This is a genomic window from Halomonas sp. THAF5a, assembly GCF_009363755.1.
Classification (GTDB): Bacteria; Pseudomonadota; Gammaproteobacteria; order Pseudomonadales; family Halomonadaceae; genus Halomonas.
Genome location: NZ_CP045417.1, coordinates 318,088 through 343,911, shown reverse-complemented (window position 1 = coordinate 343,911; position 25,824 = coordinate 318,088). Strand labels below are relative to the sequence as shown.

The window sequence follows — 25,824 nt, the reverse complement described above, 5'->3', positions numbered from 1 at the left end:
GTCGGACGTCACCGCGACGCCGCTCCCGGCGGGCACCCGCCGGGAGCGGCGCTCAGGGCGCGGCGCTGGCCCGGTCGAGCAGCGAGAGGATCGAGCGGTAGGGGATGCCGCCGTGTTCGGTCAGGCCGATCTCGCAGGTGCGCGAGTTGGAGTAGCCGGCGCTGCAGTCGGCCACCTGTTCGGCCAGCCCCGCCAGCGCGGAGGCGTTGAGCTCCGGCGTGGCGAACCCCTTGTCACCGGCGAAGCCGCAGCAGGTGATCTCGGCCGGCACCACCACCTCCCGGGCGCAGGCCCGGGCCAGGGCGACGAACTTGTCGGCCAGCCCCATGCGCGTGCTCGAGCAGGTCACGTGGACGGCGATGCGCTCGTCCAGCGGAGTCAGGGCGAGCCTCGGCAGCAGATGATCGTGGGCGAAGGCGACCGGCTCGAGCATCTCGAGGCGCTCGTCGAGGTGCTCGCGCATCTGCAGGGTGCAGGGACTGGTATCGCAGAGCACCGGATAGCGGCCGTTCTGGCTCGCCACCAGCAGCTCGCGGTTGAGCTCGCGCCCCTTGTGGGTCGCCTCCTCGAACTGCCCCTTGGACTGGAAGGCCATGCCGCAGCAGAGGTGGCCGATCATCTCTGGGAGGATCACCTCGAAGCCCGCCTTGTCGAGCAGCGCCAGGGTGATCTCCATCACCGAGCGCCGCTCCGCGTCGTCATGGTCGGCGCCGAAGATGCGGGTGGCACAGGAGGGCAGGTAGACCACCTTGTCGCGCGAGGCATCGGCCGACGCCCCTCGCTGGAGCACCCGGATCGAGGCCGCCTTGGGCAGCGCCGGGCTCCAGCGGGGCAGGCGGTCGCCGCTCAGGCGTCGCGCCCCGCCGCTGGCCTTGGCCATCAGGTCGGTGCCGAGCAGGGTCCGAGCCGCGCCGGCCGCATTCAGTCCGCCCCGGGCCACCCGGGTCGCGCCGGAGAAGTGACGCCCGATGCGTCGGGCGACCCCGGCCGTGCCGGCGGCCCGCTCGTGACGCATGCCGCGCACCAGGTCGCCGGTATTGATGCCCACCGGGCACTGGGTGGAGCAGAGGCCGTCGGCGGCGCAGGTCTCGTCGCCCGCGTAGCGATAGTCGTCGCGCAGGGCGGCCAGGCGTGCCTCGTCCTCGGTGCCGCGCGCATCGCCCAGCGCCTCGAGCCGCGCCATCTCCCGGGCGATGACGATGCGCTGGCGCGGGGTGAGGGTCAGGTCCTTCGACGGGCAGACCGCCTCGCAGAAACCGCACTCGATGCACTTGTCGACGATCGCGTCGGCCGCCGGCAGGGGCTTGAGGCTCTCCAGGTGGAGGGTCGGGTTGCGGCTCAGGATCACCTCGGGGTTGAGCAGGTTCTCCGGGTCGAAGAGCGCCTTGATCTCCCACATCAGCGCGTAGGCGTCGGGGCCCCACTCCAGCTCCACGTAGGGCGCCATGTTGCGCCCGGTACCGTGCTCGGCCTTGAGCGAGCCGCCGTACTTCACGCCGACCAGCTCGGCCACCTCGTCCATCAGCGCCTGGTAGCGCTCCACCTCGCCGGGCTTCTCGAACCCCTGGGGGAAGACGAAGTGCAGGTTCCCCTCCAGGGCGTGGCCGAAGAGGATGGCGTCGCGGTAGCCGTGGCGGTGGAAGATGTCGGTCAGCGCCAGCACGCCCTCGTCGAGCCGCTCGATGGGAAAGGCCACGTCCTCGATGATCACCGTGGTGCCGACCTCGCGCACCGCCCCCACCGCCGGGAAGAGCCCCTTGCGGATCTTCCAGTAGAGGGTGTAGGTGTCGGCCTCGCGGGTGAAGGTGACCGGCTCCAGGGTCTGGATGCCCTCGAGGGTCGCCCGCACCGCCTGCAGGCGTGCCTCGAGCTCGGCCTCGTCGTTGCCACGCACGTCGATCAGCAGCGCCGCCGCCCCCTCGGGCAGCGTCTTCAGCACCCCGGGCATGCCCGGCTGGTCCTGCACGGAGCGCAGCGCGGCGCGATCCATCAGCTCCACCGCGGAGACCGGCGCCTGCTTGAGCGCGATGGTCGCGCGGCAGGTAGTGCCCATGTCGGGGAAGAAGGCCAGGGCCGCCGCCTTGAGCGGCTCGTCGACCACGCTGTCGTAGGTGATGGCGCTGATGAAGCCGAGGGTGCCCTCGGAGCCGATCATCAGGTGCTTGAGGATCTCGATGCCATCCGTGAAGTCGACCAGGCTGTTGAGGGCGTAGCCGGTGGTGTTCTTGAGCCGGTACTTGTGGCGGATCTTCTCGGCCAGGGCGGCGTTGTCCCGGGTCTCGGCGGCGAGGCGCTCGAGCCCGGCCAGCAGCTCGCCATGGGAGGCCCGGAAGGCGGCGACGCTTTCGGCATCGGCGGTGTCGAGCAGGCTGCCATCGGCCAGGATCACGCGCAGCTCGCGCACCGTGCGGTAGCTGTTCTGGGCCGTGCCGCAGCACATCCCTGAGGCGTTGTTGGCGGCGATGCCGCCGACCATGCAGCTGGCGATCGAGGCCGGGTCGGGGCCGATCTTGCGCCCGAAGGGGGCCAGCAGCTGGTTGGCCCGGGCGCCGATCACCCCGGGCTGCAGGCGGATCGCCCGGCCGTCATCGAGGATCTCGTGGTCGCGCCAGCCGCGCCCCAGCTGGATCAGCACCGAGTCGGTCACCGCCTGGCCGGAGAGCGAAGTACCGGCGGCGCGGAAGGTCACCGGCAGCCGGCGCGCCCGGCACTCGGCCAGGGTGTGCATGAGCTCCGCCTCGCTCTCGGGGCGCACCACCAGCCCCGGGATCAGCCGATAGAAGCTGGCGTCGGTGCCGTAGGCCAGGGTACGCAGCGGATCGTCGATCAGCCGCTCGTCGGGCAGCACGTCGCGCAGCGCCTCGCGCAGCGCCTTGAAGGGTGCCGTCATGCCGCTGGCCTCGGTTCCCCGTGCCGTCTCGTCGCCCATCTCATTCTCCTGTCTCATGCCGACACGCCGACTCATGCCGACACGCCGAGTCGTTATTCACCGCGGCTCGCCCACCAGCGAATCCGGCCCGAGATCGGCGATGGTACGCGCTCCGGTGAGCGTCATTGCCACGCGCATTTCCTTGTCGATCAGCTCGAGCAGATGCGACACGCCCGCTTCTCCAGAGGTGGCCAGCGCATAGATGAAGGCACGCCCCATCAGCACGGTATCGGCTCCCATGGCGATCATGCGCACCACGTCGAGGCCGTTGCGCACGCCGGAATCGGCCAGGATGGCCAGGTCGCCCTTGACCGCATCGGCGATGGCCGGCAGAGCGCGTGCCGTGGAGGGCACACCATCGAGCTGGCGACCGCCATGGTTGGAGACGACGATGCCATCCGCGCCGAAGCGCACGGCATCGCGAGCGTCCTCGGGGTCGAGGATGCCCTTGATGATCATCGGCCCGTCCCAGAACTCGCGGATCCATTCCAGATCCTTCCAGGAGATGGACGGATCGAAGTTGTCGCCGAGCCAGGCGATATAGTCCTCGAGCTCGGTGGGGTGGCCGCGATAGTCCGAGACATTCCCCAGATCGTGAGGGCGACCGTGAACGCCCACGTCCCAGGCCCAGCGCGGATGGGTCGCCGCCTGAAGCATGCGGCGGATGCCGCCGTGCTTGCCGCTCATGCCGGAATGGGCATCGCGATAGCGCGCCCCGGGCACCGGCATGTCGACCGTGAAGACGAGCGTCTTGACCCCCGCGGCCTTGGCGCGCTCCAGTACATGCTTCATGAAGCCTCTATCCTTGAGCACGTAGAGCTGGAACCAGAGGGGACGATCCACGGCCGAGGCGACTTCATTGATGGGGCAGACCGACACCGTGGACAGCGTGAACGGAATGCCCTTCCCGGCCGCCGCTCTCGCCGCCTGCACCTCGCCTCGCCGGGCGTACATGCCCGCCAGGCCCACCGGCGCCAGCGCCACCGGCATGGCCAGCGACTCGCCGAACAGCTCGGTCTCAAGCGACAGGGACGACATGTCCTTCAGCACCCGCTGGCGCAGGGCAACACCGGCCAGATCCTCGACATTGCGCCGCAGCGTATGCTCGGCGTAGGCGCCGCCGTCGGCATAGTGGAAGAGGAAGGGCGGAATACGGCGCTCGGCGGCCCGGCGGTAGTCCGTGGAAGCGGAAATGATCATGGCGAGTCCCGTGCAGTGGATGGACAATCCAGGAGTGGCTGGCGACGATCTCGTGTCGGGTGAGAAGCGTCTCCCCCCCGGTATGCGAGCGAGCGCATCATGACGAGCCAGCCCCCTCTCCCTGCGCGCGCTCGGGAAGTGTGGCGTGAGCCTGCCGGGGAGCGTCTTGAGGCAATCAGGCACGGCCACGTGACATGATGCATGACCGGACGAGTCATCGATTATTGGTAAAACCAATTTACATAAGACGTGAGGCGCACTCTAGAAGCGCCCGACAAGCGGTGTCAAACCTCCCCTCGCCAAGGGCGCTTATACTTTAGTCACATCTCGCCCAGAGTCTCCATAACTCGTTGATCGACAGCGCCTTCGCTCGTCGACGCCGACTTGCCAGGCAGGCATCTCATCGCCTAATATTGGTCTTACCAATTTCCTCTTTTACCCTTTCTCTCGATGGTGCCCCCATGGCCTACCAACCCGTTCAGCACCCGCGCCTCGCCGACGTCATCACCGAGCGGCTGGAGGCCCTGATCCTCGAGGGCAGCCTGCGGCCCGGCCAGCGCCTTCCGCCCGAGCGCGAGCTGGCCGAGCGCTTCGGCGTCTCGCGCCCCTCCCTGCGCGAGGCCATCCAGAAGCTCTCGGCCCGGGGGCTCTTGACCAGCCGCCAGGGCGGCGGCACCTTCATCAGCGAGGAGCTCAACGGCGGCTACAGCGACCCGCTGCTGGAGATGCTCTCCCGCCACGGCGAGTTCCACCTCGACCTGCTGGAGTTCCGCGATGCCATGGAGGGGCTCTCCGCCTACTACGCGGCCCTGCGCTCAACGCCCACCGACAAGGCGCTGCTGATCGCGCGCTTCGAGGAGCTGGAGGCCTGCTTCCAGGGACGCGACCCCATCGAGGAGGCCAAGGCCGACGCGGCCTTCCACCTGGCCATCGCCGAGGCCGCCCACAACGTCCTGCTGCTGCACACCATCCGCGGGATCTTCCACCTGCTGGAGAAGAGTATCGTCGACAACCTGGCGCACCTGTTCGAGAAGCCCGACGCCCGTCCGCGGCTGATGGTGCAGCATCGCGCCCTGCTCGACGCCATCCTCGAGGGGCGCGCCGAGGACGCCCGGGCCCGGGCCCACGAGCACCTGGTGTTCGTCGAGGAGGGGCTTCTGGAGCTGGAGCGCGCCGAGACCCGGGCCCAGCGCGCCCTGCGCCGCTCGCAGGTCATGCCCGCCGACTCCTGAGGCCCGGCCATGCCGACTTCGCCCCGCGGCCGCGGCGTGCGCCGCCTGCTCTGGGTGCTGGCCCCGCTGGGGCTCGTGCTCGCCATGTGGCAGGCCGCCCAGCTGGCCCGCGACCAGGCCCTGACACAGCTGCGCCAGGACGCCGAGAACGAGCTGCGCCTCTCCGCCGAGGGCCTGGTCGGCCACCTGTCGCGCCACGACTACCTGCCCGAGCTGCTCGCCTCCCGGGAGATGGTCAAGCGCTTCCTGGCCGCCCCCGACACCCAGGACGCGATGCCGCTCAACCGCCTGCTGGACCGTTTCCGCGCCACGGTGGGGGTCTCCGACATCTACCTGCTCGACCGTCACGGCGACACCCTGGCGTCCAGCAACTGGCACCGCCCCGCCACCTTCATCGGCCAGAACTACGCCTTTCGCCGCTACTTCCAGGAGGCGATCGCCGGCCGGCCCGGGCGCTTCTACGGCCTCGGCGTGCAGTCCCGCGAGCGCGGCTACTACTTCTCGGCGCCGGTCTGGCTGGAGGAGACCGCCCCCGACGCCACCGCCGACGGCGTGATGGTGGTGAAGGTGCTGCTCGACACCGTGGAGGCGGGCTGGGCCGAGCAGGACGCCGAGCTGCTGGTGATCGACGGCGACGACATCATCTTCATGGCCAGCCGCCCGGAGCTACGCCTGCAGGCGCTGCGACCGCTCTCCGGCGCCGAGCGCGAGGCGCTGCTGGCGACCCGCCGCTACGCCGACGAGGCCCTCGACGCCTCCGGCATCGCCTATCTGGGCGATCTCGAGGAACAAGGCCAGGGGATCGGCTTCCGCCACGGCCCGCTGGCCGACACCGAGTACCTGGGGCTCTCGCGCCCCATGCCGGACTTCGGCTGGCGAATGCAGATCCTCACCTCGCTGGCCCCGGTGACCCGGGCGCAGTGGCTTGCTGCACTGCTCGCCGGCGGCCTCTACGGCGTGGTGGTGCTGGCCGGCGGCATCGGCTGGCAGCGCCGGCGGCTGCGCCGCGAGCGCGAGCAGTTCGCCGAGCGCGAGCGCCGCACCCTGGCCCGGGCCCGGGACGAGCTGGAGCGTAACGTCCAGCGCCGCACCCGGGACCTGGTCGAGACCAACCGGCGCCTCTCCGGGGAGATCGAGGAGCGTCGGCTGGCCGAGGAGCGCCTGCGTCAGACCCGCGACGAGCTGGTCCAGGCGGCCAAGCTGGCCGTGCTCGGTCAGCTAGCCGCCGGCATCAACCACGAGCTCAACCAGCCGCTGGCGGCGATCCGCGCCTATGCCGAGAACGCGAGCGCCTTCCTCGCGCGCGGCCGCCTCGAGGCGACCCGCGACAACCTGGCGCAGATCGTCGAGCTCACCGAGCGCATGGCGGAGATCAGCGCCCAGCTGCGCCAGTTCTCGCGCAAGAGCGGCGATCGCCCCACCGCCGTGTCGGTATCGGCCTGCTTCGACTACGCCCTGCGCCTCTTCCAGTCGCGGCTGCGCGAGGGCGGCGTCGCGATCGAGCGCGACTGGCCCGCGGAGGAGGCCTGGGTGCGCGCCGACCTGGTGCGCCTCGAGCAGGTGCTGGTCAACCTGATCGGCAACGCCCTGCAGGCGATGAGCCAGACGCCGGAGCCGCGCCTGGCGCTCACCATCGAGCCGGGCGAGGCGACGGTGCGCCTGCGGGTAAGCGACAATGGCCCCGGGATCGCCGACGAGCACCTCGGGCGGATCTTCGAGCCCTTCTTCACCACCAAGGCACCGGGCAGCGGCCTGGGGCTGGGCCTGTCGATCTCGGCGCGGATCATCGACGACCTGGACGGCGAGCTGAGCGCGGACCGGGCCCCCGGCGGCGGCGCCCGCTTCACCATCACCCTGCCCCGCGCCGCCGGCCCCGACGGCGCCGGCGAGCCGCGGACCACGGAGCACGACACCCATGCATGACCCGGCGACCCTCCCGGTGATGATCATCGACGACGAGGCCCACCTGCGCATCACCGCCGGCCAGACCCTGGAGCTGGCCGGCTACGCTCCCCAGGCCTACGAGAGCGCCGAGGCCGCCCTGGCGGCCCTGCCCGCGGATTTCCCCGGCGTCGTGGTCAGCGACATCCGCATGCCCGGCATGGACGGCATGGCGCTGCTGCGCGAGGTGAGACACCGCGACCCCGACCTGCCGGTGATCCTGATCACCGGCCACGGCGATATCTCCACGGCCGTGGAGGCGATGCGCGAGGGCGCCTGGGACTTCCTCGAGAAGCCCTTCGCCGGGGAGCGGCTGGTGGAGGTGGTGCGCCGCGGCGTCGACAAGCGCCGCCTGAGCCTCGAGAACCGCGCGCTGAAGGCCGAGCTGGAGGCCCAGCAGTCGGCGCCGGGACCGCGCCTGGTGGGGCGCACCCCGGCCATCCAGCGTCTCGCCTCGATGGTCCAGCGCATCAGCCAGGTCGAGACCGACGTGCTGCTGTTCGGCGAGACCGGGGCCGGCAAGGACCTGGTGGCCCGGGCCATCCACGAGCGCAGCCGGCGAAGCGGCCACCCCTTCGTGGCCATCAACTGCGGCGCGGTGCCCGAGAGCATCATCGAGTCGGAGCTCTTCGGCCACGAGAAGGGCGCCTTCACCGGGGCCGTGGAGCGGCGCATCGGCAAGTTCGAGCACGCCGAGGGCGGCACGGTGTTCCTCGACGAGATCGAGTCGATGCCGCTGGCCCTGCAGGTCAAGCTGCTGCGGGTGCTCCAGGAGCGCGCCGTCGAGCGCCTCGGCGCCAACGTGCCGGTGCCACTGGACCTGCGGGTGATCGCCGCCACCAAGGTCGACCTCAAGGCCGCGGCCGAGGCGGGACACTTCCGCCAGGACCTCTACTACCGCCTCGAGGTGGTGACCCTGCCGATCCCGCCGCTGCGCGAGCGTCGCGAGGACATCCCGCTGCTGTTCCAGCACTTCGCCGCCGTGGCCGCCAGCCGCAGCGGCCTGGAGGCCCCGCCGCTGGACGCCGGCGGCGTCTCGGCGCTGCTCGCCCACGACTGGCCGGGCAATGCCCGTGAGCTCAGGAACCTCGCCGAGCGCTACGTGCTGCTCGGCGTGACCTGCGACTACCGCCTGGACGCCCTGCTGGAGGGCGTGGGCACCGACGGCGCCGAGCTGCCGCTGCCCCAGCAGGTGGAGCTGTTCGAGAAGCAGCTCCTCAACCAGGCGCTGGCGCGCCATCGCGGCCGGGTCTCCGAGGCCTGCGAGGCGCTCGGCCTGCCGCGCAAGACCCTCTATGACAAGCTCAGAAAGCACGACCTCAAGGCCGAGGACTACCGCCAGAGCGAGGCGCCCTGAACCAGCAGCTCGCGCAGCGGCCCCCAGGGCGGCAGCCAGGGGGCGAGGCTCACCGCCGCCATCAGCATCGCCAGGGAGTTGCCCGGCTCGCGCCAGTCGAAGGGCTTCAGGGCCGTGCCGAAGGAGCGCTTCAGGCGCGCGCCGGTGAGATCGACGCTGTAGAGCTCATCGAGCAGCAGGTGGATGACGAAGCCGAGTGCCAGGGCGGCGCCCTGGGCCCAGGCCAGGTGGTCGGGCTGATCGAACAGCCGGTGGCTCAGCGCGGTGGTGGAGAGCCCGCACAGCCCGGCCGCCAGCAGCGAGTGCCAGAGGCCGCGGTGCACGGTGAAGCGGGCGAACAGCGCCCCGGCCAGGAAGCGCACGGCGAGATAGATCGCGCCGCACGCCATCAGCAGGGTGCCGACGGGCAGCCGCGCCTGCAGCAGCAGGGCGCTGGCGACCACCGCGGGCACGGCCAGCAGGTGGAAGATCAGGCGGATCGCCTTGGAGCGGTCGGCATCGATGTCGGGCAGGATGCCGCCCAGGGTGACCAGCGCCAGCAGCGGCAGGCTCTCCACGGCGCCCCAGAGGCCCGCCTGCCAGCCGCCATGGGCCAGCACGGCGCCGCCGGCGGCGGCCACGCCGAGATGGGTGCGAAAGTTGGCCATGCCGGGGCGCGCCCCTCGATTACTGGATAAATGACCAGATTATCGCGCGCCCCGACAATGGAAAACAATGGGTTAGCGCATCATTGTGCGGCGGCCAGGTACTCGTCCTTCAACTTTACATAGTTGCCGGCCGTGTAGGGGAAGAAGGCCCGCTCGGCCTCCTTGATCGGCCGCAGCGCCTTGGCGGGGTTGCCGGCGTAGACATGGCCGCTCGCCAGGTGCTTGCCGGGCGTCACCACGGCCCCGGCGGCGATGATCACCTCGTCCTCGACCACCGCGCCGTCCATGACGATGGCGCCCATGCCGACCAGGATGCGGCTGCCCAGGGTGGCGCCGTGCAGGATCGCCTTGTGGCCGATGGTCACGTCGTCGCCGATGGTCAGCGGGAAGCCGTCGGGGTTGAAGTCGCTGGCGTGGGTGATGTGCAGCACGCTGCCGTCCTGCACGCTGACCCGTGCGCCGATGCGGATGCGGTGCATGTCGCCGCGGATCACCGCCATCGGCCACACCGAGCAGTCGTCGCCCAGCACCACGTCGCCCAGCACCACGCAGTCCGGGTCGATGTAGACCCGCTCGCCCAGCTGCGGCTCATGGCCCTGCCAGGGCCGCAGGCACGTTGCCTCGCTCATCGTTCACCTCGTTGTCGTTGGGTCAGGCCGCTCTGTTCGGGCCGATCAGATCAGCCCGGCCCCCAATACTACCAGCGTCAGCGGGATCGACACCCAGCGCAGCAGCGCGCGCCAGAAGCGGAAGCCGTTGGGGCCGGCATCCAGCGCCCGCAGGGCCTCCTGCTCGGGCATCACCCAGGCGGCGAACACCGCGATCAAGAGGCCGCCCAGCGGCAGGAAGATCTCCGGCGGGATGGTGCTGACCAGCTCGAAGGGGTTCATGCCGAACAGCACCCGGGTCTCGGCCAGGGTCGAGAAGGAGAGCACCGAGAGCATGCCGAGCCCCCACACCGAGATCCCCACGGCGGCGGACGCCAGGCCCCGCGACAGGCCCCAGCCCTGCAGGGTGGCGACCATCGGCTCGGCGAGGTTGATCGAGGAGGTCCAGGTCGCCAGCAGCAGCAGCAGGAAGAACAGCGAGAGCCACAGCGGCCCGCCGGGCAGCTCGGCGAAGGCCACCGGCAGGGTCACGAACATCAGCCCCGGCCCCTCGCCCGGGTCCATGCCCTGGGCGAACACCACCGAGAAGATGGCGATGCCGGCGAGCAGCGCCACCGCCACGTCGAGCACCGCCACCGCCGCCGCGGCGCGGGGCAGGCTCTGGTGGTCCGGCATGTAGGCGCCGTAGGCCATCAGCGCGCAGGCGCCCACCGCCAGGGTGAAGAAGGCGTGGCCCATGGCCTGCAGCATCACCAGGGGGGTCACCGCCGAGACGTCGGGCAGGAACAGCCAGGAAAGCGCCGGGCCGAAGCCCTCGGTGGTGGCGGCATAGCCCGCCAGCACCAGCAGCAGCGCGTAGAGCATCGGCATCAGCAGGTTGTTGAGCTTCTCGAGCCCCTTGGTCACCCCGGCGGCGACCACCAGGATGGTCATCACCAGGAACAGGGTGTGGTTGAAGGTCAGCCGCCGCGGGTCGGCGAGGAAGGCGTCGAAGCCGGCGCCGATCTCGGCCGCGCTGCGCCCCACGAAGTCGCCGTTGATCGAGGCCACCAGGAACTCGATGGACCAGCCCGACACCACCGAGTAGAAGGAGAGGATGCAGAAGACCGTGAAGGCGCCGAACAGCCCCAGCCAGCGCCAGTGGCGCGAGGCCCCGGCCTGGGCGGCCAGGTGGCCGATCGACTGCATGGGGCTGCGTCGCCCGGCCCGGCCGACCAGGATCTCGGCCATCATCATCGGCAGACCCAGCAGCAGCACGAAGGCCACGTAGAGCAGCAGGAAGACGGCGCCGCCGTTCTCCCCGGTGATGTAGGGAAAGCGCCAGATGTTGCCCAGCCCCACCGCCGCTCCGGTCACCGCCAGGATAAAGGCGCGTCGCGTGCCCCAGCGTTCCAGCGTCTCGTTCATCGGTCACACCCTGCGTGCCTGAAAAGGGCGCAAGCCTAGCATATTGAAAGCCGGCACGACCGCCCGCATCTAGGACCCATCCTTCATTTCCGTTTCGAGGTGCGCATGCCCCGCAACCCCCTGCTCGACGCCCACGACCTCCCCCCCTTCGACGCGATCCGGCCCGATCACGTGGTGCCCGCCGTGGAGGCGCTGCTCGCCGAGAACCGCGCCGCCATCGAGGCGCTGGTGGCGAGCGCCGAGCAGGCGCCGCCGACCTGGGAGAGCCTGGCCGCCCCCCTGGAGGCCCTCAACGACCGGCTGGCCCGGGCCTGGTCGCCGGTCTCGCACCTCAACGGCACCATGAACAGCCCGGAGCTGCGCGAGGCCTACCAGGCCTGCCTGGGCCAGCTCTCCGACTACAGCACCTGGATCGGCCAGCACGAGGGGCTCTTCCGCGCCTGGCAGGCGCTGCGTGACGGCCCCGCCTGGGCGAGCCTCGACGAGGGCCAGCGGCGTACCGTGGAGAACGCCCTGCGCGACTTCCGCCTGGCCGGCGTCGACCTGCCCGCCGAGCAGAAGCGGCGCTACGGCGAGATCAAGTCGCGCCTCTCCGAGCTCTCCAACACCTTCTCCAACCAGCTGCTGGACGCCACCCAGGCCTGGCACCTGGACCTCGCCGATGCGGGCCGCCTGGCCGGGCTGCCCGAGAGCGCCCTGGCGACGCTCGAGGCCAACGCCGAGGCCAAGGGCCTCGAGGGCTATCGCATCACCCTGGACTTCCCGAGCTTCTTCCCGGTGATGACCTACGCCGAGGATCGCGCGCTGCGCCGCGAGGTCTACACCGCCTTCGTCACCCGCGCATCAAACCAGGGCCCCCACGCCGGCGAGTACGACAACGCCCCGGTGATGGAGGAGATCCTCGCCCTGCGCCATGAGCTCGCCGGGCTTTTGGGCTTCGCCGACTATGCCGACTATTCGCTCGCCACCAAGATGGCCGAGTCCCCCACCCAGGTGATCACCTTCCTCGAGGACCTGGCCAGCCGCGCCGTGCCCCAGGCCCGCGAGGAATTCGCCGAGCTCGCCGCCTTCGCCCGGGACGAGCTGGGCATGGAAGCGCTCGAGCCCTGGGACGTGGGCTTCGCCAGCGAGAAGCTGCGGGAGGCGCGCTACGCCATCAGTGATGAGCAGCTGCGCCCCTACTTCCCGGCGCCCCGGGTGGTCGACGGCCTGTTCAGGGTGGTGGAGCGCCTCTACGGCGTGACCTTCGCCGAGGACGAGACCGCGCCGCGCTACCATCCCGACGTGCGCTACTTCCAGATCCTCGAGCAGGGCGCGCCCATCGCCGGCTTCTACCTAGACCTCTACGCCCGGGAGGGCAAGCGCGGCGGCGCCTGGATGGACGAGTGCCGGGTGCGCCGCCTGGAGGCCGGCGAGGTCCAGCTGCCGGTGGCCTACCTCACCTGTAACTTCACCCGCCCGGTGGGCGACGCCCCGGCGCTGCTGACCCACGACGAGGTCACCACCCTGTTCCACGAGTTCGGCCACGGCCTGCACCACATGCTGACCCGCCAGACCGTCGCCGACATCTCCGGCATCAACGGCGTGGCCTGGGACGCGGTGGAGCTGCCCAGCCAGTTCATGGAGAACTTCTGCTGGGAGCGCGAGGGCCTGGACCTGATCGCCGGCCACGTGGAGACCGGCGAGCCGCTGCCCGAGGCGCTGTTCGAGAAGCTGATCGCGGCCAAGAACTTCCAGTCCGCCATGGGCATGGTGCGCCAGCTGGAGTTCTCGCTGTTCGACTTCCGCCTGCACCGGGAGCACGCCGCCCCCTCGGCCGGGGAGATCCAGGCGCTGCTCGACGCCGTGCGCGACGCCGTCTCGGTGGTGCCGCGAGCAGCGTTCAACCGCTTCCAGAACGGCTTCGGCCACATCTTCGCCGGCGGCTACGCGGCGGGCTACTACAGCTACAAGTGGGCCGAGGTGCTCTCGGCGGACGCCTGGAGCGCCTTCGAGGAGGCCGGCATCTTCGACCCCGAGACCGGGCGGCGCTTCCGCACCGAGATCCTCGAGCGCGGCGGCTCCCGGGACGCCGCCGAGCTGTTCCGCGCCTTCCGCGGCCGCGAGCCCAGCGTCGAGCCGCTGTTGCGCCACAGCGGTATCCGCGCCGCCTGAGAAAAGCGGCCCGAGACGGCCGCCTGACCGACGGCATCGACACGGCGCGCCGGCCCAGCCGGCGCGCCGTGTCGGTTAGAATGACGGCACGACGTCCCGTGACACGTCACACTCATCGATTCCCAGGAGGCCCCATGGCCACCCAGAAACGCTTTATCGCCGGCGCCATCTGCCCGCGCTGCGCCGAGATGGACCGCATCCGCAGCTGGGAGCAGAACGGCGTGCGCTACCGCGAGTGCGTCAGCTGCGACTTCTTCGAGCAGCTGCCCATCGAGGACGAGGCGCTTCCCGAGCTCGAGACCCGGGTCAACCGCGAGCGCGAGGAGCAGAAAAGCGCCGACCTGCAGACCGTCAAGATCCTCGACCCCAAGGGGCCCTGAGCCGCCCATGATCCAGGGAGCGAGCGCGGCCCTCACCGCCCGGCGCCCTATGCTGGAGCTGCTGGGCCTCGCCACGGCGGCGGCCCTGCTGGTCGCGCGGCTCGACATCGCCACCCTGGCCGCCGGCCTGGGGCTCTTCCTGTGGGGCATGACCCACCTGGAGGAGGCCATCAAGCGCCTCTCCGGCGGCACCCTGGATCGCTGGCTGCACGCCGCCACCCGGCGGACCTCCCGGGCCATCGCCGTGGGCGCCCTGGCCACCGCCCTGGTGCAGTCCAGCTCGCTGGTCACCCTGCTGGCGATGTCCTTCGTCGGCGCCGGCCTCGTGGCGCTGCCCGCCGGCATCGCCCTGCTGTTCGGCGCCAACCTCGGCACCACCACCGGCGCCTGGCTGATCGCCGGCCTGGGCCTCAAGGCGAGCCTCGCCCAGTACGCCATGCCGCTGCTGGCCCTGGGGCTGCTGGGCTCGCGGCTGCTGCAGGGCAGTCGCGCCGGGCTCGCCGGCCTGCTGCTCGGCGTGGGCCTGCTGCTGCTCGGCATCGACTTCATGAAGCTCGGCTTCGAGAGCTGGCAGGACGGCCTGACCCTCGACGGCCTGGCCGGCGGGCGCCTCTGGCACTGGCCGCTGCTGGTGCTGTTCGGCGTCACCGCCACCGTGGTCATGCAGTCGAGCCACGCCACCCTGCTGATCACCCTCACGGCCCTGGCCTCCGGCCAGCTGCCCTACCTGCCGGCACTGGCCATCGCCATCGGCGCCAACATCGGCACCACCGTGACCGCGGTGATCGGCGCCTTCGGCGCCAGCACCGCCGGCCGGCGCCTGGCCGGGGCCCACGTGATCTTCAACCTGGTCACCGCGGCCGTGGCCCTGGCGCTGCTGCTGCCGATGGCCGGCCTGGTGGACCGCATCGCCGCACTGATCGGGCTCGCTCCCGATGCCTGGCCGCTCAAGCTGGCGCTCTTCCACACCCTCTTCAACGGGCTCGGCATCGCGCTGATGCTGCCCGTCATCCCGCGGCTCGCGGCGCGCCTGGAGCGCCTCTTCCCGGGGCCCGCGCGGCTGCCCCCCTCCCAGGCGCGCTACCTGGACGCCACGGCCCTGCAGCACGCCGACACGGCGCTGGCCGCCATCGCCCAGGAGTGTCGGCGCCTGGAGCGGCGCACCTACCACCTGCTCGCCGCGGCGCTGCTGGTGCCGAGCGGCGAGGTGACCGGCCACCCGCCCAGCCGCGCGGTGATCAAGGCCCCCATCGATCCCGAGGCCTGGCCGCCGGTCAACACCCGCTACCACGAGCGCATCAAGCCGCTGATGGCCGAGATCCTCGACTTCTACTCGCGCATCGACATGCCCCTCACCGAGACCCAGGAGGCGCGCCTCGAGGCCCTCTACGCCCGCACGCTGCGACTGGTCGAGGCGGTACGCTTCGGCGAGGTGCTGCAGCGCAGCCTGCTGCGCCATGCCGCGGCGACAAGCCCCCTGCGCGAGGCCCATGACGACCTGCGCCTGGCCGTCGCCGAGGGCCTCAACCGGCTGGCCAACGACCCGACCGCGGCCGACATCGGCGCGCCCCTCGAGGAGGTGCGCCGCCATTGGCAGCACGAGCTGGCCGAACGGCTGCGCCACCAGCGCCTGGATCCCTGGCTCGCCTCCTCGCTGATGAACGACCTCCACCAGGCCAGCCGGCTGACCGCCGCCCTGGCCTCGCCCCCCGCCGTGGCGGCCTGACGCCGCCACACCGCGCCCGCTGTGCGGATATCCGCACACCGCGACGCCCGCCCCGTGCGGGATCCCGGCCCCGAGGCGACGCCCCCATGTCGACCAAGGTCGAAGAAGATATTTATAACCTTTTGAATCAAAAGGGATAATCCTCGAAGGGCACGGCGCTTGCCTCTACCGGGGCGTTGATGCCACTCCGGTACGACTCACGGCAGGTCCCCGAACCGCCGACCATACTGGGGCCGACGGCATGCAGCACCGGGCGAGAACGCCCGGGCACTCAACAAGAGCAACGCCAAACAGGAGATACGCCATGCGCAACGCCACCTCACGGACCCTCGTCGGCACTCTGGCCGGTACGCTGGCCGGCACCCTGCTGGTCGCCGCCTCGGCTGCGGCCCAGGATCGCAGCGACTGGCCCGAGAGCTTCACCGTCGGCACCGCCAGCCAGGGCGGCACCTACTTCGTCTACGGCTCAGGCTGGGCCAACCTGATCGCCGACGAGCTCGGCATCTCCGGCGGCGGCGAGGTCACCGGCGGCCCGACCCAGAACATGGCGCTGGTGCACAGCGGCGACATCGCCCTGGGCCTGACCACCATGGGCCCGGCCGCCGAGGCGCTGGCCGGCGAGAGCCCGCTCGCCCCGGGCATGGCCATGGACAACGTCTGTGCGCTCTTCCCGATGTACGAGACGCCCTTCTCGATCACTGCGCTGGCCGACAGCGGCATCACCTCGATCGAGGAGATCCCGGACGGCGCGCGCATCGGCTTCGGCCCGGCCGCCTCGACGTCCGACACCTACTTCCCCGCCATCCTGGAGGACCTGGGGGTGGAGTTCGATCGCCGCAACGGCGGCTGGTCCGACCTCGGCGGCCAGCTGCAGGACGGCCTGATCGACGTCATCGCCTTCGCCGCCGGCATCCCGATCCCGGCCGTCAGCCAGCTCGAGGTGCAGACCGACGTCAACATCATCGAGTTCACCGAGGAGGAGCAGCAGAAGGTGCTCGAGGACTTCCCGGTCTCTGCGTTCCAGATCCCGGCCAGCACCTACCAGACACTCGAGGAGGATGCCCGCGCCGTCTCCATGTGGAACTTCACCATCGCCAACTGCGACCTGCCGGAGGACTTCGTCTACGAGGTCACCAAGCTGAGCCTGGAGAACAACGACCGCATGCGCGACGTGCACCGCAGCGCCGCGACCAGCGTGCCGGAGAACCTCCAGTACAACACCGTGCTGCCCTTCCACCCGGGCGCCGTGCGCTGGTACGAGGAGAACGGTTACGAGATCCCGGCCGAGCTGAAGCGCTGATCCGCTGACCCGACCCTCCCCCGCCGCGCGGCGGGGGAGGGCTCCCTCTGCTCCTCCGACAACCCCCCAAGGGTGCCACCCATGTCCCATACCCCCGAATCCCGTGACGACGCGCCCCAGGACGACGTCGTCGAGACGGTCAACGCCGAGGGCGTCGACGACGTCGCCGTGGAGTCCAACCGGCGCCTCTATACCGGCTGGCAGTGGCTGCTCTTCGGTGCCCTGGCCATCGCCTACTCCGGCTTTCATCTGATCTCGCTCAACGTCTATCCGCTGGAGACCTGGTCGTTTCGCATCGTGCACATCGCCGGCGCGCTGGTGCTCGGCTACGGCCTCTATGCCGGCACGCGCTTCGCCGACGAGACCCATCGCCCCTCTCCCGCCTGGCTCGCCTGGGTGAGCTGGGCGCTGCTGGCCCCGGCGGTCTACGCCCTGGTGCGCGTGGTGATGATGTACCAGGCGATGAGCGGCGGCGCCATGCGCATCGACCCGGCGATCGAGACCTGGCACTTCGGCTATCCGCTGATACTGGCCACCGTGGCCGGCATCCTGCTCTCCTGGAGCTATCGCCAGTTCCGCGATCGCCTGTCGCCGGCCGACCTGGTGCTGATGGTCTGCGCCCTGGCCGTGGCCGGCTACCTGCTGGTGATGTTCAACAGCCCCCTGCGCGCCGCCACCGGCACCTCCTTCGCGCCCATGGGCATCTCCTACGCCGCCATCGCCGGCTCGCTGCTGATCCTCGAGCTGACGCGCCGCGTCGCCGGCCTGGCGCTGGTGGTGATCTCCGCGATCTTCCTGGTCTACGTCTTCGCCGGCCCCTGGCTGCCGGGCTTCCTCGGCTACCCCGGGCTCTCGGTGGGCCGCTTCTTCAGCCAGGTCTACACCGACGCCGGCATCCTCGGGCCGACCACCGCCGTCTCCTCGACCTACATCATCCTGTTCATCATCTTCGCCGCCTTCCTGCAGGCCTCGAAGGTGGGCGACTACTTCGTCAACTTCGCCTTCGCCGCCGCCGGTCGGGCCCGTGGCGGTCCCGCCAAGGTGTCGATCTTCGCCTCGGGCCTGATGGGCATGATCAACGGCACCAGCGCCGGCAACGTGGTCTCCACCGGCTCGCTGACCATCCCGCTGATGAAGAAGGTGGGCTACCCGGCGAGGAGCGCCGGCGCCATCGAGGCCGCCGCCTCCACCGGGGGGCAGATCATGCCGCCGATCATGGGCGCCGGCGCCTTCATCATGGCCGAGATCACCGGCATCCCCTATACCGAGATCGCCGTGGCGGCGCTGATCCCCGCCATCCTCTACTTCCTGTCGATCTACTGCATGGTCGACTTCGAGGCGACCCGCAAGGGCATGCGCGGGATGCGCAAGGAGGAGATCCCGCTCTTCTCGAAGCTGATCAAGCAGGTCTACCTGTTCGCGCCGATCATCATCCTGATCGCCGCGCTCTTCATGGGCTACTCGGTGATCCGCGCCGGCACCCTGGCCACCGCCTCGGCGGCCATCGTCAGCTGGCTCTCGCCCCACAAGATGGGCGTCGCGGCGATCCTGCGGGCGCTGCAGCTGGCCGGCACCATGGCCATCCAGATCATCGCCGTGTGTGCCTGCGCCGGCCTGATCGTCGGGGTGATCTCGCTGACCGGGGTCGGCGCGCGCTTCTCGTCGCTGCTGCTCGGCCTCGCCGGCGTCAGCCAGCTGCTGGCGCTGGTCTTCGCCATGCTGATCTCGATCCTGCTGGGCATGGGCATGCCGACCACCGCCGCCTACGCGGTGGCCGCCTCGGTGGTCGCCCCGGGCCTGATCAACATCGGCATCGAGCCGCTGGTGGCGCACTTCTTCGTGTTCTACTTCGCGGTGGTCTCGGCGATCACCCCGCCGGTGGCGCTGGCCTCCTACGCGGCGGCGGGTATCTCCGGGGACAACGCCATGGGCACCTCGGTGGCCTCGTTCAAGATCGGCCTGGCGGCCTTCATCGTGCCCTTCATGTTCTTCTACAGCCCGGCGATGCTGATGGAGGGCTCCTGGCTGCAGATCCTGCGCGTGGGCGTGACCGCGACGCTGGGCATCGTGCTGCTGGCCGCCACCGTGCAGGCCTGGTTCTTCGGGCCGGTCAAGGCCTGGCAGCGACTGGTGATGCTGGTCGGCGCCGTCTGCATGATCTACGGCGGCCTCTACTCCGACGTCGCCGGCCTCGCCATCGGCGCGCTGATGTTCTTCCTGCAGCGCGGCCGCCACGGCGGCGACAAGGCCGTCGCCACCGGCTGAGGGGGGGATGCAGCGCCCCTGAACGCAACGGGCCCCGCCAGTGGCGGGGCCCGTTGCGTTGCGGCATGGCGGCATCGGTCGTGCTGCGATTCACTCAGCCGGTGATATTGTCGAGGATGCGCAGGCAGGGCGCCGCCTGGTTCAGGGTATAGAAGTGCAGCCCGGGCGCACCGCCGTCCAGCAGGCGCTGGCAGAGCCGCGAGACCACCTCCTCGCCGAAGGCGGCGATCGCCTCGCTGTCGTCGCCATACGCCTCGAGCTGCTTGCGGATCCAGCGCGGGATCTCGGCGCCGCAGGCGTCGGAGAAACGCGCCAGCTTGGCGTAGTTGGTGATCGGCATGATGCCCGGCACGATGGGTGCCTCGACGCCCAGGGCGCGGGCCCGCTCGACGAAGTGGAAGTAGGCGTCGGCGGTGAAGAAGTACTGGGTGATGGCGAGGTTGGCGCCGGCCTTCATCTTGCGCGCGAAGTTCTCAAGGTCGCGCTCGAAGCTGGGCGCCTGGGGGTGGGACTCGGGGTAGGCGGCCACGGCGATCTCGAAGTGGTCGCCGGTCTCCTCGCGGATGAACTCGACCAGCTCGTTGGCGTAGCGCAGCTCGCCGATGCCGCCCATGCCCGAGGGCAGGTCGCCGCGCAGGGCCACCAGGCTGTCGATGCCATCCTCCCGGTACTGGGCCAGCAGCTCGCGCAGCGCGCCCTTGTCGCTGCCGATGCAGGAGAGGTGCGGCGCGGTAGTGATGCCCGACGCACGCACCCGGCTGACGGTGTCCAGGGTGCGCGCCTGGGTGGAGCCCCCGGCGCCGTAGGTCACCGAGAAGAAGCGCGGCTTGCGCTCGGCCAGGGCATCGCGGACGCCGAGGAGCTTGTCGCGCCCGGCGTCGGTGTTGGGCGGGAAGAACTCGAAGCTGATCCCCAGCGGGTGTTGCTGCGTGCTCATCGGCGGACCTCATGAAAGCGTTGCATATTGCCGCTATTCTGACCGCCGACGTATCCGCCGACTAATGAAAGATACGCGACTCAACATCAATCCCTTTCATACAGAGAGGCGCCAATACCGCCATGCGCCAAGGACGGACATGACCTCGATCGATCCCGGCACCCTGATGGGTCCGCTCTGGACCCTGCTCGCCTACATCGCCCTGGGCTGGCTGGCCGCGCGCCGCCTGGCGGTGGACCCGCGCCCCGTGGCCACCCTGCTGATCTACCTGATCGCCCCGCTGACCTTCTTCCGCGGCCTGGTCCAGGGCGGCCCCACGCCCGACTACCTGCTGCTGACCGCGGCGCTGTTCACGGTGGCGAGCCTGATCGCCGTGCTCGTCCACCGGCTAGCGCGGCACGGCTTCGCGCCCCAGGAGAGCGCCCTTCTGGCCTTCTCCTCCGGCACCGGCAACACCGGCTACTTCGGCCTACCGGTGGCGCTGGTGCTGCTGCCGCCCCAGGGGGTGACGCTCTACCTCTTCGGCGTGCTGGGGGTGACCCTCTACGAGTTCACGGTGGGCTTCTACCTCAGCGCCCGGGGGCAGTTCTCGGTGCGGCAGAGCCTGGCCAAGATCGTGCGGCTGCCGCTGATCTACGCCTTCCTCGCCGCGCTGCTGGTCAGCGGGGCCGACATCACCCTGCCCGAGGCGATGATGGAGGGCCTGGCGGCCTTCCCCGCCGCCTATACCCTGCTCGGCATGATGATCATCGGCATGACGCTGGGGCGGGTGAACATCCGCCAGCTCGACTGGCGCTTCATCGGCGTCTGCCTGGCGATCCGCTACGCCTTCTGGCCGCTGCTGGCGCTCGCCGGGGTGATGGGGCTCCAGGCGCTCGTCCCGCTGCCGGGAGAGCTGGCCCTGGCGCTGCTGCTGGTCGGCGTGGTGCCCATGGCCGCCAACGTGGTAGTGGTGGCCATGGAGCTCGGCATCGCCCCGGAGAAGGGCGCCTTGGCGGTGCTGATCACCACCCTGGCCGCGCCGCTGCTGATCCCCTTCTACCTGACGCTGATGATGCGTGTCGCCGGACTCTCGTGACCCCGAAGGCCGCCCGGAGCGCTCTCAGTAGCGGTAGGCGTCGGGCTTGTAGGGGCCGTCGACGGGAACGCCGGTATAGTCGGCCTGCTCCTCGGTGAGGCGGGTGACCACGCCGCCGAAGCCCTCGACCATGTAGCGCGCCACCTCCTCGTCGAGATGGCGGGGCAGCACCGAGACGCCGAGGGCGTCGTGGCGATCCCCCGCGGGCAGCTCGGCGAAGCGGCCCTCGTAGAGGTGGATCTGCGCCAGCACCTGGTTGGCGAAGGAGCCGTCCATCACCCGCGAGGGGTGGCCGGTGGCGTTGCCGAGGTTCACCAGGCGCCCCTCGGCGAGCAGGATCAGGTAGTCGCGGCTGTCGGGATCGAACTGGCCCGGCGTGCTGTCGCGATAGATCTGGTGCACCTGGGGCTTCACCTCCTCCCAGTGCCAGTGGCGGCGCATGTAGGCGGTGTCGATCTCGCTGTCGAAGTGGCCGATGTTGCAGACCACCGCGCCCCGCTTGAGGGCCCGGAGCATGGCGGCGTCGCAGGCGTGGAGATTGCCGGTGGCGGTCACCACCAGGTCGATGCGGCCGAGCAGCTCGGCATCGACGCTCGCCTCGCCCCGATTGATGCCCTCGCGGTAGGGCGAGACCACCTCGAAGCCGTCCATGCAGGCCTGCATGGCGCAGATCGGATCGATCTCGACGATGCGCACGATCATGCCCTCCTGGCGCAGCGAGGCGGCGGAGCCCTTGCCGACGTCGCCGTAGCCCACCACCAGCGCCTGCTTGCCGGCCAGCAGGTGGTCGGTGGCGCGCTTGATGGCGTCGTTGAGCGAGTGGCGGCAGCCGTACTTGTTGTCGTTCTTGGACTTGGTGACGGCGTCGTTGACGTTGATCGCCGGCACCCGGAGCTGGCCGTCGCGCAGCATCTCCAGCAGGCGATGCACGCCAGTGGTGGTCTCCTCGGAGATACCGTGGATGGCGTCCAGGAGCTCCGGGCGCTTCTCGTGGAGCAGCGCCGTCAGGTCGCCGCCGTCGTCGAGCACCAGGTTGGGGGTCCAGCCGTCGGGCCCCTCCACGGTCTGCTCGATGCACCACCAGAACGCCTCCTCGGTCTCGCCCTTCCAGGCGAACACCGGGATGCCCGCGGCGGCGATGGCGGCGGCGGCGTGATCCTGGGTGGAGAAGATGTTGCACGACGACCAGCGCACCGTGGCGCCCAGGTCCACCAGGGTCTCGATCAGCACCGCGGTCTGGATGGTCATGTGAATGCAGCCGGCGATGCGCGCGCCGGCCAGGGGCTGGCGGTCGCGATACTGCGCGCGCAGGGTCATCAGCGCCGGCATCTCGGTCTCGGCGATGCGGATCTCGCGGCGGCCCCAGTCGGCGAGCGAGAGGTCGGCGACCTTGCAGTCGGTGGCCACGGGGGCGGATACGGCGGGGTGGTTCATGCGTCACCTCTTTCCCGGGGAAAAGCGTGACCTTCACTATAGGCAGTGGGCGGAAAACCGGACAAGCCGCCCTGGAAGCCGTCCCGCGCTAGAAGCCGTGCGCCCCGGCCTCGCCCAGCCGCCGCGCCAGGGCGTGCACCTCGGGATGGACGAAGAACTCGACCAGCGCGGCGGCGCGATCGGGCCCCACGCCGGGCAGCGCCCGCCAGTCGCGAGGATTCATCCCGGCAAGCGTCGCCCAGTCCGCCGGCAGGGCGGCCTCGACGCCGGGCGGCGCACCCAGCGCCTCGAGCCAGCGAGCGAAGGGCGCCGCCTGCGTGGCCGCGAAGGCGGCCGTCAGGGCCTCGGCCCGCGCCTCGCCGATGCCGTGGGCGCGACGCAGGGCCGGCGCTGCCAGGTCCCGCCAGTCGAGCAGGCCGGTGACCAGCCCCGCCTCGACCAGGGCGGCCCAGGTGCCGGGCCCGACGCCCGGCAGGTCGAGCGCCTCGGGGCCGCCGAGCCAGGCCAGGCGCTCGAGGAACTGCGCCTCGCAGCCCGGCGAAAGCCGCCAGCAGCTCAGCGCATGGTAGGCCGCCGGGTCGGGCACGGAGAGCGCCGGGCGCGAGGCGGGGCGCCAGACCACCCCCTCGAGCCGCGGGATGGTCAGGCCGGCCAGGGCGATGGCCACCCGGTCCCCGGGGCGGATGTCGAGCGCTTCCCAGCGCGCCAGCGAGCCGGCGCTGACCCGGCGGATGGTGCGCGCCTCGAGCTCGACGGGGTGCAGATGCAGCAGCGGCGTGATGCGCCCGGTGCGCCCGACGCGGAACTCGACGCCACGCACCGTGGCCAGGGCCTCCCGGGGCGGGTGCTTCCAGGCCGCGGCCCAGGTCGGCGGCTCGGCCCGCCACCCCTCGCCCGCCGGGCGAGCGCCCTGGCGCAGCACCACCCCGTCGGTGGCGAAGGGCAGCGGGCCGCGATACCAGCGCGCGCGAAAACGCTCGACCTCCTCGAGCGTGGCGACGGGGTACGTCAGGGCGGCGCTGTCGGGAAAGCCCAGGCGGGCGAGCCCCGCGAGGCGCTCGTGCATGGCGGCCGGGCCGTCCGGCCAGTCCCAGACGAAGAGCCCGATGCGCGCCGCCGTATTGGCAGAAAGCGCCTCCCTGGCCAGCCACCCGGCCACCTCGCTGCGCGCCCCGGCCCCGCCCGCCTCGGCCTGGACATGCGCCTTGAGGCGCCGGTAGAGCTCCCCCTGCAGCAGCGCATCGACCGCGTCGGGCAGCCGCTCGGGCACGGCGGGCAGGCGCCGCACCGCCGCCGTCCAGTCCTGACCGTGGCGCCCGTCGCCGCGGCTGATGGCGCGCGCCAGCCGGCCGTCGCGGTAGACCAGGGTCACCGCCACGCCGTCCACCTTGGGCTGCACCCAGACCCCGTCGCGACGCGCCAGCCAGCGGCCCACCGCGGCCGCGTCCTCGAACTTGGCGAGCCCGGTCTGGGCGACCGGGTGGTGCGCCTCGCCGACGGGATGGCTCAGCACCGCCGCCTCGGGCACCCGCTCGGGAAGGCAGCGCCGCCAGCGCTCGTACTGCCGGCGGGCCTGGTCGTAGATCGCGTCGCTGACCGGGGACTCGCCGCGGCGATAGTAGGCGTCGTCCCACTCGGCCAGCCGCTGGGCCAGGGCATCGAGCTCGGCCTCGGCCGGCGCCTTCACGCCGTCGGGACAGGGGGCCGCGCTCGCCCGAGGACCGAGAGTCGACAGGAGCAGGCAGAGGAACAGGACGACGGTCGGCGGACGGGCCAGTGCGCGGGGGACCATGGCGGCTCCTGCGAGGGGACTGCCTTGACCATAGCACCCGACACGCGACGGGCCCCGTCGGCAGTGCCGGCGGGGCCCGTCGTGACGTCAGGCGAGCGCCTAGAGGCCGGCGGCCTGGCGCAGGGCGGCGGCCTTGTCGGTCTTCTCCCAGGGGAAGGCCGTGAAGGTCTCGGTGTGCGCCTGGCCCTGGGTGTCGGTCCAGGTGTAGCTCGTCTCGAAGGGCTCGCGACCGAAGTGGCCGTAGGCCGCGGTCAGCTGGTACATGGGATGCAGCAGGTCGAGCATGCGGGTGATGGCGTTGGGACGCAGGTCGAAGTGCTCGCGCACCAGCTCGATGATCCGGGCGTCGTCGACCTTGCCGGTGCCGAAGGTGTTGATCGAGACCGAGGTGGGCTCGGCCACGCCGATGGCGTAGGAGACCTGGATCTCGCACTTGTCGGCGAGCCCGGCGGCGACCAGGTTCTTGGCCACGTAGCGGCCGGCGTAGGCGGCGCTGCGGTCGACCTTCGAGGGGTCCTTGCCGGAGAAGGCGCCGCCGCCGTGGCGGGCCATGCCGCCGTAGGTGTCGACGATGATCTTGCGCCCGGTCAGGCCGCAGTCGCCCACCGGCCCGCCGATCACGAAGGTGCCGGTGGGGTTGATGTGGTAGCGGGTCGCCTCGGTCAGCCACTCGGCGGGGATCACCTCCTCGATGATCTCGCGCTTGACCATCTCGCGCAGCTCCGCCTGATCGACCTCCGGGTCGTGCTGGGTGGAGAGCACCACCGCGTCCACGGCGCAGGGCTTGCCGTCGTCGCCGTAGCGGAAGGTGACCTGGCTCTTGGCGTCCGGGCGCAGCCAGGGCAGCAGGCCATGGCGGCGCAGCTCGGACTGGCGCTCCACCAGCCGGTGGGCGTAGTGGATCGGCGCCGGCATGTAGGAGTCGGTCTCGTTGGTGGCGTAGCCGAACATCAGGCCCTGGTCACCGGCGCCCTGGTCCTCGGGCTTGGCGCGGTCGACGCCCTGGGCGATGTCCACGCTCTGCTTGCCGATCAGGTTGAGCACGCCGCAGGTCTCGCCGTCGAAGCCGACGTCCGAGGAGGTGTAGCCGATGCCGGTGATCACCTCGCGCACCAGCGCCTCGAGGTCGACCCAGGCCGAGGTGGTGATCTCGCCGGCGACGATGGCCACGCCGGTCTTGACCAGCGTCTCGCAGGCCACCCGGGCGTTCTTGTCCCGGGCGATGATGGCGTCGAGCACCGCGTCGGAGATCTGGTCGGCGATCTTGTCCGGGTGTCCCTCGGACACGGATTCGGAGGTGAACAGGGAGTATTCGCTCATGGCGTCCTCGGCCCTCTTGGTATCGGCAATAGGCAGTCGCGGAGTCTACACGCTGCGGCCTCCCCGGGCATCCGCGATTTGATGCAGGGCGGCAAGTCGGCGACAATAGGCGCCCGA

At 70.8% G+C, this 25,824-nt stretch carries 18 protein-coding genes; 9 read left to right on the top strand and 9 right to left on the bottom strand.

Going from position 1 to position 25,824, the window contains the following annotated elements; translation table 11 throughout:
- Positions 1 to 52: 52 nt before the first annotated feature.
- Complete coding sequence (locus FIU83_RS01510; protein ID WP_367642280.1) at positions 53 to 2,947, bottom strand: FAD-binding and (Fe-S)-binding domain-containing protein; 2,895 nt, start codon at positions 2,945 to 2,947, stop codon at positions 53 to 55.
- 39 nt (positions 2,948 to 2,986) lie between these two features.
- Entirely contained in the window at positions 2,987 to 4,129 is a 1,143-nt protein-coding gene (lldD, locus tag FIU83_RS01505) for an FMN-dependent L-lactate dehydrogenase LldD (RefSeq protein ID WP_152482438.1), read from the bottom strand.
- Between the two features lie 461 nt (positions 4,130 to 4,590).
- Here lldD and FIU83_RS01500 point away from each other — a divergent pair, with 461 nt between their 5' ends.
- From FIU83_RS01500 to FIU83_RS01490, 3 genes are read left to right on the top strand one after another with little or no spacing between them, the layout of a single operon-like run.
- Entirely contained in the window at positions 4,591 to 5,361 is a 771-nt protein-coding gene (locus tag FIU83_RS01500; RefSeq protein ID WP_152482437.1) for a GntR family transcriptional regulator, read from the top strand.
- Positions 5,362 to 5,370: 9 nt separating this feature from the next.
- Entirely contained in the window at positions 5,371 to 7,284 is a 1,914-nt protein-coding gene (locus tag FIU83_RS01495) for an ATP-binding protein (RefSeq protein WP_152482436.1), read from the top strand.
- Positions 7,277 to 8,659 (top strand): sigma-54 dependent transcriptional regulator, encoded by a 1,383-nt coding sequence (locus FIU83_RS01490; protein ID WP_152482435.1) that lies wholly within the window; start codon positions 7,277 to 7,279, stop codon positions 8,657 to 8,659. Before FIU83_RS01495 ends, FIU83_RS01490 begins: the two co-directional genes overlap by 8 nt.
- Here FIU83_RS01490 and FIU83_RS01485 read toward each other — a convergent pair.
- From FIU83_RS01485 to FIU83_RS01475, 3 genes are all read right to left on the bottom strand, one after another.
- Complete coding sequence (locus FIU83_RS01485; protein WP_152482434.1) at positions 8,635 to 9,306, bottom strand: metal-dependent hydrolase; 672 nt, start codon at positions 9,304 to 9,306, stop codon at positions 8,635 to 8,637. The two genes, FIU83_RS01490 and FIU83_RS01485, sit on opposite strands and share 25 nt — an antisense overlap.
- Before the next feature lie 80 nt (positions 9,307 to 9,386).
- Positions 9,387 to 9,935, bottom strand: coding sequence for a gamma carbonic anhydrase family protein (locus tag FIU83_RS01480; RefSeq protein ID WP_152482433.1), 549 nt, complete (start codon positions 9,933 to 9,935; stop codon positions 9,387 to 9,389).
- 45 nt (positions 9,936 to 9,980) lie between these two features.
- On the bottom strand, positions 9,981 to 11,321 hold the full coding sequence (locus tag FIU83_RS01475) for a sodium-dependent transporter (protein WP_152482432.1): 1,341 nt from the start codon (positions 11,319 to 11,321) through the stop codon (positions 9,981 to 9,983).
- 105 nt (positions 11,322 to 11,426) lie between these two features.
- Here FIU83_RS01475 and prlC point away from each other — a divergent pair, with 105 nt between their 5' ends.
- The 5 genes from prlC to FIU83_RS01450 all read left to right on the top strand — a co-directional run bounded on the left by prlC (position 11,427) and on the right by FIU83_RS01450 (position 19,146).
- Complete coding sequence (gene prlC, locus FIU83_RS01470; protein WP_152482431.1) at positions 11,427 to 13,475, top strand: oligopeptidase A; 2,049 nt, start codon at positions 11,427 to 11,429, stop codon at positions 13,473 to 13,475.
- 134 nt (positions 13,476 to 13,609) lie between these two features.
- Positions 13,610 to 13,855 carry a YheV family putative zinc ribbon protein gene (locus tag FIU83_RS01465; protein WP_152482430.1) on the top strand — a complete coding sequence of 82 codons (246 nt, stop codon included), beginning with the start codon at positions 13,610 to 13,612 and terminating at the stop codon, positions 13,853 to 13,855.
- A 7-nt stretch (positions 13,856 to 13,862) separates the two neighbouring features.
- Entirely contained in the window at positions 13,863 to 15,581 is a 1,719-nt protein-coding gene (locus FIU83_RS01460) for a Na/Pi cotransporter family protein (RefSeq protein ID WP_152482429.1), read from the top strand.
- Positions 15,582 to 15,885: 304 nt separating this feature from the next.
- The gene (locus tag FIU83_RS01455) at positions 15,886 to 16,881 is read left to right on the top strand and encodes a TAXI family TRAP transporter solute-binding subunit (protein ID WP_152482428.1); all 996 of its coding nucleotides are present in this window, start codon (positions 15,886 to 15,888) and stop codon (positions 16,879 to 16,881) included.
- A gap of 81 nt (positions 16,882 to 16,962) precedes the next feature.
- Positions 16,963 to 19,146, top strand: coding sequence for a TRAP transporter permease (locus FIU83_RS01450; protein WP_152482427.1), 2,184 nt, complete (start codon positions 16,963 to 16,965; stop codon positions 19,144 to 19,146).
- 94 nt (positions 19,147 to 19,240) lie between these two features.
- Here FIU83_RS01450 and metF read toward each other — a convergent pair whose 3' ends face one another.
- Positions 19,241 to 20,083 carry a methylenetetrahydrofolate reductase [NAD(P)H] gene (gene metF / locus FIU83_RS01445; RefSeq protein ID WP_152482426.1) on the bottom strand — a complete coding sequence of 281 codons (843 nt, stop codon included), beginning with the start codon at positions 20,081 to 20,083 and terminating at the stop codon, positions 19,241 to 19,243.
- Positions 20,084 to 20,222: 139 nt separating this feature from the next.
- On the opposite strand from metF, the gene FIU83_RS01440 reads away from it, so the two are divergent.
- Entirely contained in the window at positions 20,223 to 21,161 is a 939-nt protein-coding gene (locus FIU83_RS01440; RefSeq protein WP_152482425.1) for an AEC family transporter, read from the top strand.
- A gap of 24 nt (positions 21,162 to 21,185) precedes the next feature.
- On the opposite strand, the gene ahcY is transcribed toward FIU83_RS01440, so the two are convergent.
- From ahcY to metK, 3 genes are all read right to left on the bottom strand, one after another.
- Positions 21,186 to 22,595 (bottom strand): adenosylhomocysteinase, encoded by a 1,410-nt coding sequence (gene ahcY / locus FIU83_RS01435; protein WP_152482424.1) that lies wholly within the window; start codon positions 22,593 to 22,595, stop codon positions 21,186 to 21,188.
- A gap of 88 nt (positions 22,596 to 22,683) precedes the next feature.
- Positions 22,684 to 24,387, bottom strand: coding sequence for an NAD-dependent DNA ligase LigB (ligB, locus tag FIU83_RS01430; RefSeq protein ID WP_152482423.1), 1,704 nt, complete (start codon positions 24,385 to 24,387; stop codon positions 22,684 to 22,686).
- Between the two features lie 99 nt (positions 24,388 to 24,486).
- On the bottom strand, positions 24,487 to 25,707 hold the full coding sequence (gene metK / locus FIU83_RS01425; protein ID WP_152482422.1) for a methionine adenosyltransferase: 1,221 nt from the start codon (positions 25,705 to 25,707) through the stop codon (positions 24,487 to 24,489).
- Positions 25,708 to 25,824 lie beyond the last annotated feature (117 nt).